We start from the raw sequence: 15,809 nt of genomic DNA, 5'->3' as shown, positions 1-15,809 counted from the left end.
CCATGAACTATGATCACATATTAATACGATTTGGAGAACTGTCTACCAAAGGAAGAAACAGAAAGCAGTTTGTCCAACGTCTTAGTTTCAATATTTTAGAGAAAATTAAAGACTTTCCAAATGTCAAGATCGAAAAAAGCAGAGATAGAATGTTCATTAAATTAAATGGAGAGCCTCATGAACAGATTCTAGATCGCCTGCAGAGTATTTTTGGCATTCACTCTTTTAGCCTTGCAGTCAAAACGAAAACAGAATTAGAAGAAATAAAAAATGGGGCATTATTCGCGCTGGAAGCATTACCTTATAAAGGAAAAACTTTCAAAGTGACTGCCAAGCGAGCTTACAAAAATTTTGAGCTTGATACAAATGAATTGAACCATGCTATTGGATCCCATCTTTTGCGTAATACGGAAGATTTGACGGTGAATGTTAAGCAACCGGATATTAATGTCAGGGTTGAAGTGAGAGAGGACGCGACCTACATTACTTGTAAGGATATTGCAGGAGCAGGAGGTCTTCCGGTTGGAACAAGCGGTACAGGTGTGCTTATGCTTTCTGGCGGGATAGACAGCCCAGTAGCAGGTTACTTGGCGATGAAACGTGGCATCAGATTAGAGGTTGTCCACTTCTTCAGCCCACCGTATACAAGCGAGCGTGCGAAACAGAAAGTAGTAGAACTCACAGAAAGACTGACAGATTTCGGACACTCCATTAATTTGCATATTGTTCCCTTCACAGATATCCAAGTGGCGATACAAAAGCAAGTGCCGGAAAACTATACGATGACATCCACCAGAAGATTTATGTTAAAGATAGCCGACAAAATTTGTGAAAAAGAGCAAGGGCTTGCCATCATAACTGGAGAAAGCTTGGGACAGGTGGCCAGTCAGACTTTACAAAGCATGTCCACTATTAATGAGGTAACTTCCACACCGATCATTCGTCCGCTCATTACGATGGACAAAATAGAAATTATGGATATTGCCAAACAAATTGACACGTTGGAAATTTCCAACCGGCCTTATGAAGATTGTTGTACCATTTTCACCCCTTCTTCACCTAAAACAAAGCCGAAAAAGGAAAAAATCAATTTCTACGAAAGCTTTTTTGATATAGATAAGATGGTGAACGATGCAGTTGATCGGACAGAAAAGCTATTAATAACAGGGAAAAAGCAAGAAGAAGATAATGTAATCAACGATTTATTTTAACTGTTGGATATTGTGAAGAATTACCATATTTAAAACATGAATGATGCCATGTGTTTTTACACATTCTATATTCACAAGGAGGTGAAAACACATGGCAAACAACAGTTCAAACCAACTAGTTGTACCTGGTGTACAACAAGCTCTTGACCAAATGAAATACGAAATCGCTTCTGAATTCGGAGTTCAACTTGGTCCTGATGCAACTGCTCGCGCTAACGGTTCCGTTGGTGGAGAAATCACTAAACGCTTAGTTCAAATGGCTGAACAAAGCTTCAGTGGCGGTTACCAAAAATAATATATAAAATGGCTACGAGGTGGGGGAAACCCCACCTTTCTTCTATTCTAATCTTGGAGGTGCTTTTTTATGAAGGAGCAAAATCAAGTGGAAAAACAACAGAAGAAACAGGGAAGAAAACGCCGCAACGAGCCAAAACATGCGGTTAAATCGAATGAGCAATAAATGATGTTAGGGCACCTTCTTTTGGGAAGGTGTTTTTATTTTATATAAAATCCCGCAAAATAATTCAAATTATTTTAAAAATTTTGTAAGATAGAGGTAGTACTATTACAAAGGGGATGACTTCATATGAAAAGAGAAGAACTTTTAGCACCGCAAAAGTACAATCTGGTTGAAGAAGTGGAAAAGTACTCACAACAAGACAGCGAAAGGCTCGCACTCATTTGGGAAAGCGAGCAAGGGGAGAAAGAACAAGTAACATATCAACAATTAATGAAAGCTGCAAATAAAATTGGAAACGCTTTACTTTCGGAAGGACTGCAAAAAGGGGATGTAGTTCTTGTCATGATGCCAAGGCTTATTGACTCGTATCAAGTGTATTTAGGTGCACTCAAAGCGGGTATTGTCGTTATTCCTTGCTCTGAAATGTTAAGGGAAAAAGACCTTGCATACCGAATTGAACACGGAGATGTTAAAGGGATTATTACATATCAACCATTTGTGGAACAGGCAGATAAATTAGAGGAAGTGGGCAACCTGGTAAGATTCAGTGTTGGTGGACTAGCAGAAAAAGGCTGGACAAACCTGCATGAAGCGATGGAAAAACAATCAGACAAACTTGAATTTGCCACGACTTCAAAAGATGACATGGCATTTCTATCCTACACATCTGGAACAACAGGTAATCCTAAGGGAGTTGTCCACACGCATGGATGGGCGTACGCGCACCTACGCACGACTTCCAAGAACTGGCTTGGGATTGAAGAAAATGATGTAGTTTGGGCAACTGCAAGTCCTGGCTGGCAGAAGTGGATATGGAGTCCATTCCTATCGACACTCGGTTCTGGGGCAACGGGATTTGTCTATCATGGCAAGTTCGACCCTAACACATACTTGAAGCTTTTGGAAAAACATGAAGTGAATGTCCTTTGCTGCACACCGACAGAGTATCGTCTGATGGCGAAAGTGGATAACTTAAACGCTTATCAGCTGCCACATCTTCACAGTGCAGTATCAGCCGGGGAACCGTTAAACCGTGAAGTGATTGACACCTTCCGAAAACATTTCCAAGTCGATGTCCGAGACGGCTATGGACAAACGGAGAATACACTGTTACTTGGCGTATTAAAAGGAATGGAAATCAAATCTGGTTCAATGGGTAAACCGACACCTGGCAACAGGGTAACCATCATCAATGAGGATGCCGAAGAATGTGCAGTAGGGGAAGTCGGGGACATCGCAGTACATGTAGAGACGCCGGCCCTATTCAAGCACTATTACAAAGATCCTGAGCGTACTTCCAGACAATTTAGAGGGGATTACTATATTACAGGTGATAAAGCCAAAAAGGACGAGGACGGATATTTTTGGTTTGAGGGCAGAAGTGATGACATTATTATCAGTTCAGGCTACACGATTGGACCGTTTGAAGTGGAAGATGCATTGGTAAAGCACCCTATGGTACGTGAATGCGCCGTTGTGGCGAGTCCTGATGAAATAAGAGGGAACATTGTTAAAGCCTTTGTTGTGCTGCAGGACGGAGTAGAGCAGGAAGAAGATAAGGTGACTAAAATGTTGCAAGAGCATGTCAAGGAATTGACGGCGCCATATAAGTATCCACGGAAAATCGAATACGTTGCAGAACTTCCGAAAACTACTTCTGGAAAAATAAGAAGAATAGAACTAAGGCAGCAAGAATTGGCTCAAGCGGCACAATCCTGATAAAGATACTACAAAGGAAAGGCAGGCTGGTGGGGATCAGATTCCTTGACTCCACCTATACTGCCTTTTTTAATGCAATTTTTTTGTGCCTGACCTTCACAAATGATAATCTAAATGTAATTTTACAAAAAGAAGGAGAAAGATCACCATGGGAGAAATTTGGTACGGCGGAACAATCTATACAATGAAAGCAGAAATGGAAAAAGTCGAAGCTGTTTATACGGAAGATGGAATCATTAAAGACATCGGCCCTCAAGAAAACCTTTTCTCTACATATCCGAATGCACAAAAGCAAGATTTACAAGGGGCAGTCATGTACCCAGGTTTTACAGACAGTCATATGCACCTGATTGGGCACGGAGAAAAATTACTGCGACTGGATTTATCAAATTACACATCACCCCAAGATGTGAAACATGCATTAATTAGAAAAGTAAAAGAAACCCCTGAAGGAGAATGGATTTTCGGGGAAGGCTGGAATGAGAATAACTTTGTCGACCGAAAAATTTTTCACAGAACAGAGCTCGACGAAATTACATCGAATCACCCCATGATCCTGTCAAGAGTTTGTCGCCATGCAGTACTAGTCAACAGTAAAGCTTTGGAGCTTGCCGGCATTACAAAAGAAACAGAAAACCCTCCTGGAGGCGTCATTATAAAAGATATCGATGGGGAACCGACTGGATACTTACTTGACCAAGCACAGGAATTAGTAAAAAAGAAGATTCCAAAAGCGAGTGAGAGCTACTTGTATCATGCTTTGAAAACTTCTATTGAAGATTGCCTGAGCCTTGGTTTGGTAGGGAGTCATAGCGAAGACCTGAGCTATTATGGCAGTTTTACGAAAACATTTGGAGCATTTGAAAATGTGATTGAAAGGGATCATTTAAAATATCGTGCCCATTTACTTGTTCATCATGAAGTAGTGGATGATATGCATGAAGAGGGACATACATTTAAGGAGACAACAGGCTTCATAACCCTTGGTGCCATGAAGATCTTTGCTGATGGAGCACTCGGTGGAAGGACCGCTCTTTTAAGTCGACCTTATAATGATGCGCCTGAAACATCCGGGGTGGCCATTCATACACAAGAACAGCTTGATGGCCTAGTAAAAAAAGCAAGAGAATACGGAATGACGGTTGCAGTCCATACAATTGGCGATCTTGCGTTTGAGTATATGATTGATGCCCTTGAAAAATATCCTGCTCCAAAAGGGGAAAGAGACAGGCTCATCCATGCTCAAATATTAACTAAGGATCTTATTGATCGCGCCAAAAAGCTGCCGCTTATACTAGATATCCAACCGCGATTTGTGGCAACCGACTTTCCGTGGATAATCGAACGCCTTGGAGAAGAAAGGCTGAACTATTCGTATGCTTGGAAAACGCTAATGGATGAAGGACTGATATGTGCAGGCGGATCCGATGCTCCTATCGAGCCGGTTGACCCGCTGCTAGGCATTCACGCTGCTGTTACTAGGCAAACCCCTGGGGATACAAACAAAACGGTCTATCAACCAGAACAACGTCTTACCATGTATGAGGCAATCGGACTCTTCACCAAAGGCAGCGCCCAAGCTATCTCCGAAGAACATAAACAAGGAATCATCGATACAGGCTACTACGCAGACTTCACAGTGCTGGATACCGACCTTTTTAAAGCAACCGAAGATGCTATCCTAGAAACAAACGTACAAATGACAATCGTCGACGGTACGATAGTATATCAAAGAAATTAAGAAAGCCACAGTAAATGATGATTTATAGCTGGTGATTGGAGCAAATGGCGTAGACTCCAGCGGGGGAAGTAGCGACATTGTTGAGACCCCGCAACGAAGTGAGGAGGCTCAAGGTCGCCCCGCGGAAAGCGAAGCCATTTGCGGAAATCAACAGCGGAGTTATACAGAATACAAAAAGGACACCGCGTTCATGCGGTGTCCTTTAGTTATGAAAGTGGGGACTTTATAAAAATGTCCGTTTGACCTTCTCCCAAAACGAATTATCCTTCAACTTCACAGTCTTAATTTTCTTATCTGTCAGCTGAATATCCAACCGCTCCACATGCTTGATGCTAAGAGCCTCGTTATCAATACCAATCGTTGGATAATCATTTCCATCCTGAATTACTTTCAAAGTCAGCTTCCTAGAACCAGCCATAATAAAAGGTGAACCAAGGGTACGGTAGCTGTTATTGTTAATGGAAGCAAGTTCACTTACCTGAAAGCAAGGAAGCATCGGATCTACCACAGCACCCTGAACTGACTTATTGTATGCAGTGCTACCAGTCGGGGTGGATACAATCATCCCATCCCCACGGAATGTTTCAAAGTGCAGATCATCTATGTAGACATCTATCGCAAAGGTTTTTATGATGGCAGAGCGGATGGAGCACTCATTCAAACATTGAAAAGAAGAAATGCCGTCAATCGTTACTTCAATGGTAGGATATTTTCTTACCTCAATTTGTTCAAACGTCATCGCTTCGACCATTTTTTCTGTATCATCGATATGAAAGTCGCAATAAAAGCTAGAAGTTTCTCCAGCATTGATCCCTGCATAAAGGCAATCATCCTTGAAACCTGTTTTCTGAACAGCCTGTAGGAATGTGCCATCTCCTCCGACTGCTACGATAATATTGGCATTGTGGTGATCACTTAATATTTCAAAATTATTTTGTACCGCTAATTGTTCCAGTTTTTCCACCTTTGCAACAAGCTCTTCTTCCCTTTTATAAAAGAAAAATATTTTACGGCGTTCTGTCATTGTTTTTCCTCCTCTTTATAATAAAAAATGGAACTTAAACAAAAAATATCCAAAAACATTATCCTTTTGGAAAAAATTTTAGTACAATTCTATATTGTGATAAGTTTACCATTTTGATGAAACTTTTTGAAACGATTTAACGTATAGGTACTGTACGAACAACTAGGAGGTTTAGATATGAGTGGAAAGCGTTGGGCCGCATTAGGCATTGCGGCATTATTATTTTTTGTGTCGATTATTACAAGTCTGGCAACAAAACCTGCGGAAAGCTCCACATCTGATTCTTTTTCAGATATTTTTGGCGGGGAAGAAGAGTTTATTGAGGAAGTAATTGAAGACGGTAGTCCAAACCGTAAGATTCTAGTTCTAGAAGTTAACGGTGTTATTCAGGACACAGGAAGCGATGTAACATCTGTATTCCAATCTCCCGGATATAACCATCGACAATTTTTAAGAATGCTTGATCAAGCAAAAGAGGATGATTCTGTTCAAGGAATTATCGTGCGTGTAAATACACCAGGTGGCGGTGTATCTGAAAGTGCCGAGATACATAAGAGACTGGTGGAAATTAAAGAAGAAACAGAAAAACCGATATACATTTCCATGGGAACGATGGCTGCTTCAGGTGGATACTATATAGCAGCACCTGCAAACAAAATTTTCGCAGCACCTGAGACGATCACTGGTTCTATCGGTGTCATCATGCAGGGGATTAATTACAGTGAGCTTGCTGAAAAGTATGGCGTGAAATTCGATACCATCAAGAGTGGACCTTATAAAGATATTATGTCCCCAACGAAAGACATGTCTGATGAAGAGCGTCAAATACTTCAATCAATGGTAGACAATATGTATGATCAATTTGTAGAAGTTATTGTGGAAGGCCGGGGCATGAGTGAATCAGAAGTCAGAAGAATTGCTGACGGAAGAATCTATGACGGCCAACAAGCCAAGGACATTAACATAGTCGACGAGCTGGGGTATTTTGAGGATGTTATTGAGGCAATGAAGAAAGACCATGATATGGGTAACGTCCAAGTGGTTCAATACACAGAAAACCTGGGCTGGGGTTCCTTATTCAGCATGAATGTTCAATCCCTATTAAAGCCAGAATCTGAAATGCAGATGTTAGCAAAGCTTATCAATCAACCTAATTCTCCAAGACTAATGTACTTGTATGCAGAGTAGGAGGGAGATAAAATGAGAGATGAGCAGAATAATGAGTATACAAACGAAAACGTAATACATGAAGACGTGAACGTAGCGGAAGACAGAACAAGCAATGATATGATGTTTTCTACGAAGGAAGTAGCGGTCACCGAATATCGCTATGCAGGGTTTTGGATGAGACTTTGGGCATTTTTATTGGATCTATTAATCATCTGGAGCATCGGAGCTATCGTGATATTTCCGATTTTTAGACTATTAGGGATATCCACTAGTCAAAGCTTCATGTTCTCACCTGCAACCATTGCCACAACCATTGTGCTATATGGGTATTTCATTCTTATGACGAAGTATTTCAAACAGACATTGGGTAAGATGGTGTTTGGTTTGCGAGTGGTAGATCTTAAAGCTAATGACCTTTCATGGAAAACGATTCTCTTTAGAGAAGGTGTCGGGCGTTATATTGCGTTAGTCTATGCTCCTATCACTTATATCGTATTTCTTGTTGCGGCCTTCACGAGCAAAAAGCAAGGCGTGCACGACTTTATTGCAGACACAACCGTGGTTCATGAAAAATAAGTAGTAAACCTGAAGTCCTTCGTGACTTTAGGTTTATTTTTTTTGTGCTAGGAGATAATGGAAGGGGGAAGAAAGGATGTGAAAGTGTGATTTGGACCGCCGTTATCGTTGCCATCATAATTCTTCTCTTAATCATGGTTCTCGTCACTAGAATTACCATCCATTTTTATTACCATCATCAACAAGATAATGATCAGATGACAGTGAAGCTTAGTGCATGGTACGGGTTGTTGCGGTACACCATCGATGTCCCGTTGATCAGTGTGGACACAGACACAGCATCCATTCATGTCGAGGAAAAAACCAAGGTTGGAGGCGGAGATCCGTCTAAAGGGAAACAAAAAGAGAAAGATTTTTCTCCAAAAGAGATATGGCAGAGTTTTGAAGATACATATGAACTGGTGCGTCATGTTGTGGGGATGCATGAGATAGTTAGGAGATTGCTTTCGAGAATGGAAGTGAAACACCTGGAATGGCATAGCAACATAGGACTTGGGGATGCAGCCCATACTGGAATGTTTGTTGGGGCAGGTTGGTCTATTAAAGGGGGAATTGTTGGGTTTATAAGCAATTATACAGATTTCCGAGCTCGGCCGGAACTCTCCATCACACCTTTTTTCCAGCAAGCTGTCTCTCAGACAATGTTTAAGTGTATTATTCGGTTTCGAATCGGGCATGCTATGTTGGCAGGAATAAGAATCGTTAAATATTGGAAGGGCGGTAGACCTAAGTTTAAAACCCGTCCTTTATCCGTGTTGTCCAAAGAGGACAATCACAAATCCATGTAACAGCAATAAGGAGGATCAATATGTCTGAACATCCAATTAAGAGTCTCATGACAACAGCTATGGAAAATCTAAAAGATATGATTGATGTTAACACGATCATTGGTGATCCGGTAGAAACGCCGGATGGGAGTGTCATTTTGACTGTTTCTAAAGTCGGCTTTGGGTTTGCGGCAGGAGGAAGTGAGTTCCAAGGCGGGAGTGCATCAGGACCTGAGAAACACGATGGCGGTGGCAATCACCAAAGCCAAGGGCATAAGCTGCCGTTTGGTGGAGGTAGTGGAGGTGGCGTGTCCATCACTCCAATCGCCTTCTTGATTGTCAATTCACAAGGAGTGAAAATGCTACATCTTGATGAAAGCACAAGTATCTATGAAAGACTACTGGACTTGGCTCCACAGGCGGTCGAGAAAGTGCAACATATGTTGAATAACAACAAGCATAACAGAGCGAATCACTCTGATCATTCCTACAATGACCATAAGCAGGATTTGGACTTCTAAAAATCGCCGGCTGCACTGCAGTTGGCTTTTTTATTTGGCATGGGGTGGAGGTAGGTGGAAACTATGAAATTCGGGTGGATTCCAAGAAATTTTGCGGGGATATCAAGAATTTCGGGCGGATATCAATAAATTTTGCGATATATCAAGAAATTCCGAGTGGATATCGAGAAATTTTGCAATATATCAAGAAAAACGAAGATATATCAAGAAATCTACACACTTCGACAAACTTTGATCATGGAAGGAAGCCGCCACTTCCCCCACCATAACAACAAAGTTTGATTAATTGCAAAACTTCCAAAACATAGCTATTATTACAAGTGTACATACAATTTGAGGAGGGAAATTAACATGGCAAACGTAACATTTAAAGGCAACCCAATGACACTAATCGGAAGCGAAGTGAAAGTGGGCGACCAGGCTCCAAACTTCTCTGTTCTTGCAAATGACCTATCTCCAGTAACATTGGAAAACTACAAAGGATTCAAGAAACTAATCAGCGTAGTTCCTTCCATTGATACAGGAGTATGCGATCAACAAACTCGCAAATTTAACGAAGAGGCAGCGAAGCTTGATAACGTAAAAGTTATTACAGTAAGCATGGACTTGCCTTTCGCTCAAAAACGCTGGTGTGCAGCTAGTGGACTTGATAATGTTGAGGTAGTATCTGACCACCGTGATGCTTCTTTCGGTGAAGCATATGGCGTATTAATGCAAGAGCTGCGTCTACTAGCACGCTCTACGTTTGTTGTGGACTCCAACGACAAAGTAACATACGTAGAATACGTAGGGGAAGGTACTGACCACCCTAACTATGAAGCGGCGATTGAAGCAGTAAAATCTGCAGAATAATACCTTACTCAACCCCATTGCACCAAGACGAGCAGACTGTGATAATAGCAGTCTGCTTTATTTTTGCCCCATCTCCATGTAAAATAGGAATACTGAAAATTGGAGAAAGAAAAGGAGTGGCATAATGTCCATTACGAAATTAGAAAATACATTTACTTTATTTGATACAACAGCACAAATCCTACAAGAAGAACTAGACTGTACATACTTAGAGGCACTTGCAGAAACCGCAGAAAATCTCTTCCACGGAGCAGTGATCCAAGAAGAAGTGTCTGAAGTAACTAAACGAAGACTTGAAAAAGAGTACAGCAAACAAACGATCTCTTCCCTACAGAAAGAAGAAATCAGAAAAGGATTTCAGCTTGCAATCTTAAAAGGAATGAAAGATGCAGTTCAAGCCAACCATCAAATGACTCCAGATGCGATCGCCATGTTTATGGGATACCTCGTTGGAAAATACACCTCACATCTGCAACAGCTGACTATGCTTGATCCTGCTATCGGTACTGGAAACCTTCTTACAGCTGTCCTTAACCACCAGCCTAATAAAAAGCTGGAGGCGTTTGGTGTGGATGTGGATGACCTTTTAGTGAAACTTGCTTATAATAACGCCAACCTGCAAGAGCAGGCAATCAGTTTATTCAACCAAGATGGCTTAAGCAACCTATTTGTAGAACCAGTCGATGTGGTAGTGAGTGATCTGCCGGTTGGCTATTATCCTGACGACAACAATGCAACCAACTTCAAGCTAAAAGCGGAAGAAGGACATTCCTATGCACATTATCTTTTCATCGAACAAGGGTTGCGTTACACAAAACCAGGAGGACATCTGTTATTCTTGGTTCCAAACTCTATGTTTGAAGAAGAGGAAGCAAAAAGAGTCAACGCTCTAATAAAGGATGAAGCGTATATTCAAGGAATGCTTCAGCTTCCGGAAACCATGTTCCAAAACAAAAATCATGCAAAAAGCATCCTTGTTCTGCAGAAAAAAGGAATAGGCGTTGAACCTCCCAAAGAAGCTCTATTAGTAAACCTGCCAAGCTTCTCCAACATGCAGGCAATGGAAAAAATCATGGGCCAAATCAACCACTGGTTTTCTGAGCAGAAAAAGAATAAATAGTAATAGGATAACCTAGTTGATCGTAGTGGAAGGAGCGGAGACTCCTCAAAAATGCTAGCGCATTTTCTTCGTGCGATGAATCGCTGCCGAAGCCTTCCTTGTCCTGCGGGAGGAAGGGACAGGGAAGACCCCGCAGGGCGTAGCCCGAGGAGGCTTCCGGACCCGCCCGCGGAAAGCGAAGCTCCTGCAACGAAGATCAACCGTAAGTGTAGAATTAACAGTCCATAATAACTATGCTATTCTTCAGAAAATAACGAATATATAAGGTAAGCGTTACCATATAGGGAAGCCTCTTGCAAATGCAGTATGACGGTGTTTAAATGAAAAAGGTATATATAATATCGGAACTTTGCACAAGATAGGTAGAGTGTAAAAACATTTAATCATCCATCCAAGTGTGACCATATAAAAGGAGTTGTACGTATCGTCATGTCAAAAGTTATTGCAATTAATGCAGGAAGCTCTTCTCTTAAATTCCAATTGTTCGAAATGCCTAGTGAAAATGTTATTACAAAAGGATTAGTGGAACGTATCGGATTAAACGATGCAGTTTTCACCATCTCTGTGAACGGCGAAAAAGTAACAGAAATCACAGACATTCCAGAACATGGAGTAGCTGTTAAAATCTTATTAAAAAAACTGATCGATCTAGACATCATTCAAAGCTTCGATGAAATCACAGGAATCGGCCACCGTGTTGTTCATGGTGGGGAAAAGTTCAATGATTCTGTCCTGATTACAGATGAAATCTTAGGCGAATTAGAAGAACTTTCAGAGCTTGCTCCACTTCATAACCCGGCAAACATCGTTGGGATCAAAGCATTCAAGGAAATTCTTCCAAGTGTACCGGCTGTCGCTGTTTTTGATACGGCATTTCACCAATCGATGCCGGAAAAATCTTTCCTTTACAGCTTGCCTTATGAGTACTATGAGGACTATGGCATCCGTAAATACGGTTTCCATGGTACATCCCATAAGTACGTTTCCGAGCGTGCTGCAGAATTGCTTGGCAGACCGGTTGAACAACTTCGCCTGATCTCTTGTCACCTAGGAAACGGTGCAAGTATTGCGGCAATCGAAGGCGGAAAATCCATCGATACCTCCATGGGCTTCACACCACTTGCGGGTGTAGCAATGGGAACTCGCTCTGGTAATATTGACCCTGCTTTGATTCCATTTATCATGGAGAAAACAGGCAAGACAGCCGACGAAGTATTAGAAGTCTTGAACAAGCGCAGTGGTATCCTTGGAGTATCTGGTTTCTCCAGTGACCTTCGTGATATTGAATCTGCTGCCAAAGAAGGAAACGAACGTGCAGAGCTTGCTCTAGAAGTATTCGCAAGCCGTATCCATAAATATATTGGCTCTTATGCTGCGAGAATGTATGGAGTGGATGCGATCATCTTTACTGCAGGTATTGGTGAGAACAGTGATGTAATCCGTGCAAGAGTTCTACAAGGACTTGAATTCATGGGTGTATACTGGGATCCTGCTTTGAACAAAGTTCGTGGTAAAGAAGCATTTATTAACTACCCGCACTCTCCAGTAAAAGTCATCATCATTCCTACGAATGAAGAAGTGATGATTGCTAGAGACGTAATGAAAATAGCATTATAAGCTACAGTCCCCAACCTGTTTAATACGACAACAGGTTGGGGACTGTTTTTTTGTGCGGAACCGCTATGGTATAATGGAGAAAACTAGCAGATGGAAAAGTGAGGGGAAGAGCTGTGTCCAATATAAGTAGGGAAGAACAATGGAAACATAAACTTTCACATTGGGAAGAAAAACTGTATACATACGAACCAACCCAATTTTCAGATACATTGGACCATTGGGTGGACAAGGCATTTGATCTGCTGTCAGACGATAAAAAGCAATTATTTTTTGCTCAAATTGACACATGGTTATTTCATTTGCACGGTATCATCCAGCAGTCCTCCTTCCAACAGCAAGCAGAAGAACGGATTGTCAATATGGCAAGAAGCTATAGGGAAGATATTGAAAAAATTGAAGATATACGCGAACTGCCTCTATCACAAAAGGCATTCATCGCGGAACAACAGATTGCCAAACAAAAGCTTTATTCGGTGATCCAAGGTGGAATGACAGGGACGGCGAAACTATCCACCCTTGCTATAGACATCCCGGCTTTTGCAGCACTAAACATCCGGACCACGCAGCTTGTTGCGATGTCTTACGGCTACAGGGCAAGTACGCCGTTAGAAATGGTAAAGTCATTACAATTATTTTATGGTGCGACCATACCGAAAAAATATCAGCATGAACGTTGGGAAACATTGAAAGGTGAGCTTGGACAGGATATCGATCATTATTTTGACGTATTGACAGACAAAGATCACCCGACTGTTTGGCTTCAACAGCCTTTAATGCACCTGATCAAGCTGCTATTTGTCGCTGTGATTGGCCGTCAAAAAGTAAATAACGTCCCACTTCTCGGCATGATAACAGCTGCTGGAACAAATTATTACTGGACCAAAGAAGTCTCAGAATTCTCCCATTACTACTACATGATGAGACACCTAGTAGAAAACGGAGAACTAGACGAATCAGAATGCGAAATGTTTTAAGGAAAAGGCGAATATCCACAACGGATATTCGCCTTTTATGAATGTACTTTAGATGATGATACATGTTGATTCATACGATACCACAACCATAAATCATTAATAACGCTAGCATGATCTGCAATTTCGGAATTCAACTCGCAAGACCGTTCAAAATCTGCTTCATCATTCAATTGAGCCTGCTTAAAATTAATCTCTTCTTCTAACTCTTTAATACGGTCCGGAATGCTCCCGCGTATCTTTTCCCATTTCAATAAAATATCCTGCTGTGTTTCTTTGTTGTATTCATTCCAATCTAAATCCAACCGCGGCAATGATATTCCAAGCCTTGGATCTTTTACAAAAGAAAACATCGCTACTTCCTTCCTTTGCTCCCTGTTTTAACTCATTGTATAACAACTGTGATAAACATTCTATCCATTCACCCTGTAATTTTTACCACCTTTAAATGAGTGTCACTCAACACAAACTAGGATGGATACTTAGTTGAAAGGTGGAACCCACTATGAAGAAAAAAGACCCAAAGGAAATTTTTTCTTATGATGATAATGCTGTGAATGAGGTTCACAATCAAATTACTGATGCATACTCAAGCGGAGTAGTCGGCGAGCAATACAGCTCCAATGCATACCAACCGGTAGAAGGCGAGAGCGAACAAACTTCCCATGAATAAACACAAAAACAGGTGCCATCTACAGGCACCTATTTTTGTGATTTTTTTATAGAAAAGAAATAAACGGCCCCTGTGATAAGGAAAGCCAAGAAACCAGGAGATAAGCCTTCCGGCAAGAGCAAATAAATGCCTATCCCAATCCCAATACAAACAAACGCAATTTTATTATAAGAAGGTAATCCCTCACTAACTTCAATCTGCCTCTTTTTTATAAAAAGAAAATCAGTGATAATGACAGCAGATAAAGGTATGACAAATGCTCCAATCAAGGAAATATACCGTTCTGCTTCCTCCACTAAGGCAGGTGACAAGGATAATAGTATTCCCGCAGCCCCGAAAAGCATGGAACTTTTCACCCTCCCAAGTTGCGGTAAAGAATTCAACAGACTAAATCCACCGGTATAGGCATTGCTCAAGTTAATGGAAACCATCGATAAGATGGCCGCACCTAAAATGATCGCGGTAAATAGGCCGGAGTTGGTCATTTCGCTTGTTGCAATAAACGGATTCAGATTTCCTGTCAGGCTGGCTGTGTAAGCTCCGAAAAAAGCAGTAAGAATAAAGCCTAAAACATTTCCGCTGAATAACCCCCAGAACCCTTGTCTGGAAGTAACGGCGTACCTTGTCACATCTGCTGATGAGGACACACCAGATACATATTGAACAAAAGCAAGACTTGCAAAAAAGCCCATGACGGGAAGGTTCCAGCCACCGTCCATTTTTACAGCAGGATCTATACTCATTCCTTTAGTGAGTAAAAGATAGAGCATCACTAGCTGTCCAAGAATCAGCCATGGCATAAAGTACTTGGTCGCCCTTTTTACCGCAACAAATCCCACAAGTGCAAGTCCGCTCATGATCAATGCTAAAATCATCGCGATTATGTAAAATGGCATAGAGAACTGAAAGGCTCTTTCAAGAATAAATTGAACCACCAACGTACCACCTATGGTCTGGACAGAAAACCAGTAGAGGGATGTAATGGTACGAATCGGGGAGGAAATGTATCTTGATCCCTTTATGCCGATAATGGACCGGATGGCAAATTGAGAGGGAATTCCCCGCTCGGCACCAGGTAATGATAAATAGGAAACAAATAAAAAGGCGAGTGTTGCACCAAAAATAGTGGAGAGAAAGGCTGCGTAAAAGTTGAGTCCCCCTTGAATGACAGCAAGCGCCGGGACAAGGAAGTTCCCTGCATTCACCGAAAATGCAACCTGGATGATGACATATTCATACCAACGTGTTTTTCTTAATTCTTGTGGAACGGCTTCTAAACCGAACCGCTCTATCCGGCTTCGAGGAGGCAATGCCACCGTTTGTGCTTTAGCCATAAAAAGGTCATACTCCTTTCTTTCGTGTACCTAACAATCATTTTATCGTATCT

The 15,809-nt window shown here is 41.5% G+C and carries 16 protein-coding genes; 13 read left to right on the top strand and 3 right to left on the bottom strand.

Features of this window, described 5'->3' with window-relative positions; translation table 11 throughout:
- Positions 1 to 2: 2 nt before the first annotated feature.
- The 4 genes from thiI (at position 3) to K7887_RS16800 (ending at position 5,131) form a co-directional block, all read left to right on the top strand.
- Complete coding sequence (gene thiI, locus K7887_RS16815; protein WP_223490719.1) at positions 3 to 1,211, top strand: tRNA uracil 4-sulfurtransferase ThiI; 1,209 nt, start codon at positions 3 to 5, stop codon at positions 1,209 to 1,211.
- Between the two features lie 91 nt (positions 1,212 to 1,302).
- A complete protein-coding gene (locus tag K7887_RS16810; protein WP_010195477.1) occupies positions 1,303 to 1,506 on the top strand; it encodes an alpha/beta-type small acid-soluble spore protein in 204 nt (67 codons plus the stop codon).
- 291 nt (positions 1,507 to 1,797) lie between these two features.
- On the top strand, positions 1,798 to 3,390 hold the full coding sequence (gene mbcS / locus K7887_RS16805; protein WP_223490717.1) for an acyl-CoA synthetase MbcS: 1,593 nt from the start codon (positions 1,798 to 1,800) through the stop codon (positions 3,388 to 3,390).
- Positions 3,391 to 3,538: 148 nt separating this feature from the next.
- Complete coding sequence (locus K7887_RS16800) at positions 3,539 to 5,131, top strand: amidohydrolase (RefSeq protein ID WP_223490716.1); 1,593 nt, start codon at positions 3,539 to 3,541, stop codon at positions 5,129 to 5,131.
- Positions 5,132 to 5,354: 223 nt separating this feature from the next.
- Here K7887_RS16800 and K7887_RS16795 read toward each other — a convergent pair whose 3' ends face one another.
- Positions 5,355 to 6,155 (bottom strand): NAD kinase, encoded by an 801-nt coding sequence (locus K7887_RS16795; protein WP_223490714.1) that lies wholly within the window; start codon positions 6,153 to 6,155, stop codon positions 5,355 to 5,357.
- 177 nt (positions 6,156 to 6,332) lie between these two features.
- On the opposite strand from K7887_RS16795, the gene sppA reads away from it, so the two are divergent.
- From sppA to K7887_RS16755, 8 genes are all read left to right on the top strand, one after another.
- Positions 6,333 to 7,343 (top strand): signal peptide peptidase SppA, encoded by a 1,011-nt coding sequence (gene sppA / locus K7887_RS16790; RefSeq protein ID WP_223490712.1) that lies wholly within the window; start codon positions 6,333 to 6,335, stop codon positions 7,341 to 7,343.
- A gap of 12 nt (positions 7,344 to 7,355) precedes the next feature.
- Positions 7,356 to 7,901 carry an RDD family protein gene (locus K7887_RS16785; protein ID WP_223490710.1) on the top strand — a complete coding sequence of 182 codons (546 nt, stop codon included), beginning with the start codon at positions 7,356 to 7,358 and terminating at the stop codon, positions 7,899 to 7,901.
- Between the two features lie 86 nt (positions 7,902 to 7,987).
- Positions 7,988 to 8,689, top strand: a complete 702-nt coding sequence (locus tag K7887_RS16780) for a DUF2953 domain-containing protein (RefSeq protein ID WP_223490708.1) — start codon at positions 7,988 to 7,990, stop codon at positions 8,687 to 8,689.
- A gap of 20 nt (positions 8,690 to 8,709) precedes the next feature.
- Entirely contained in the window at positions 8,710 to 9,189 is a 480-nt protein-coding gene (gene ytfJ / locus K7887_RS16775; protein WP_223490706.1) for a GerW family sporulation protein, read from the top strand.
- A 351-nt stretch (positions 9,190 to 9,540) separates the two neighbouring features.
- Positions 9,541 to 10,041: a thiol peroxidase gene (gene tpx / locus K7887_RS16770; RefSeq protein WP_223490704.1), complete on the top strand. Its 501-nt coding sequence runs from the start codon at positions 9,541 to 9,543 to the stop codon at positions 10,039 to 10,041.
- Between the two features lie 124 nt (positions 10,042 to 10,165).
- Positions 10,166 to 11,161 (top strand): class I SAM-dependent methyltransferase, encoded by a 996-nt coding sequence (locus K7887_RS16765; RefSeq protein WP_223490702.1) that lies wholly within the window; start codon positions 10,166 to 10,168, stop codon positions 11,159 to 11,161.
- 429 nt (positions 11,162 to 11,590) lie between these two features.
- Positions 11,591 to 12,778, top strand: coding sequence for an acetate kinase (locus K7887_RS16760; protein WP_223490701.1), 1,188 nt, complete (start codon positions 11,591 to 11,593; stop codon positions 12,776 to 12,778).
- Between the two features lie 113 nt (positions 12,779 to 12,891).
- Positions 12,892 to 13,752, top strand: coding sequence for an EcsC family protein (locus K7887_RS16755; protein WP_223490699.1), 861 nt, complete (start codon positions 12,892 to 12,894; stop codon positions 13,750 to 13,752).
- 35 nt (positions 13,753 to 13,787) lie between these two features.
- Here K7887_RS16755 and K7887_RS16750 read toward each other — a convergent pair whose 3' ends face one another.
- A complete protein-coding gene (locus K7887_RS16750; protein WP_223490697.1) occupies positions 13,788 to 14,102 on the bottom strand; it encodes a hypothetical protein in 315 nt (104 codons plus the stop codon).
- A gap of 152 nt (positions 14,103 to 14,254) precedes the next feature.
- On the opposite strand from K7887_RS16750, the gene K7887_RS16745 reads away from it, so the two are divergent.
- A complete protein-coding gene (locus K7887_RS16745) occupies positions 14,255 to 14,422 on the top strand; it encodes a hypothetical protein (RefSeq protein WP_010195497.1) in 168 nt (55 codons plus the stop codon).
- A 29-nt stretch (positions 14,423 to 14,451) separates the two neighbouring features.
- Here the strand turns inward: K7887_RS16745 and K7887_RS16740 are convergent, their stop codons facing one another.
- On the bottom strand, positions 14,452 to 15,756 hold the full coding sequence (locus K7887_RS16740) for a purine-cytosine permease family protein (RefSeq protein ID WP_223490695.1): 1,305 nt from the start codon (positions 15,754 to 15,756) through the stop codon (positions 14,452 to 14,454).
- Between the last annotated feature and the right edge of the window lie 53 nt (positions 15,757 to 15,809).

The sequence above is a fragment of the Sutcliffiella horikoshii genome (assembly GCF_019931755.1).
Lineage (GTDB): Bacteria > Bacillota > Bacilli > Bacillales > Bacillaceae_I > Sutcliffiella_A > Sutcliffiella_A horikoshii_E.
This window is presented reverse-complemented; position numbering and strand designations above follow the sequence as displayed.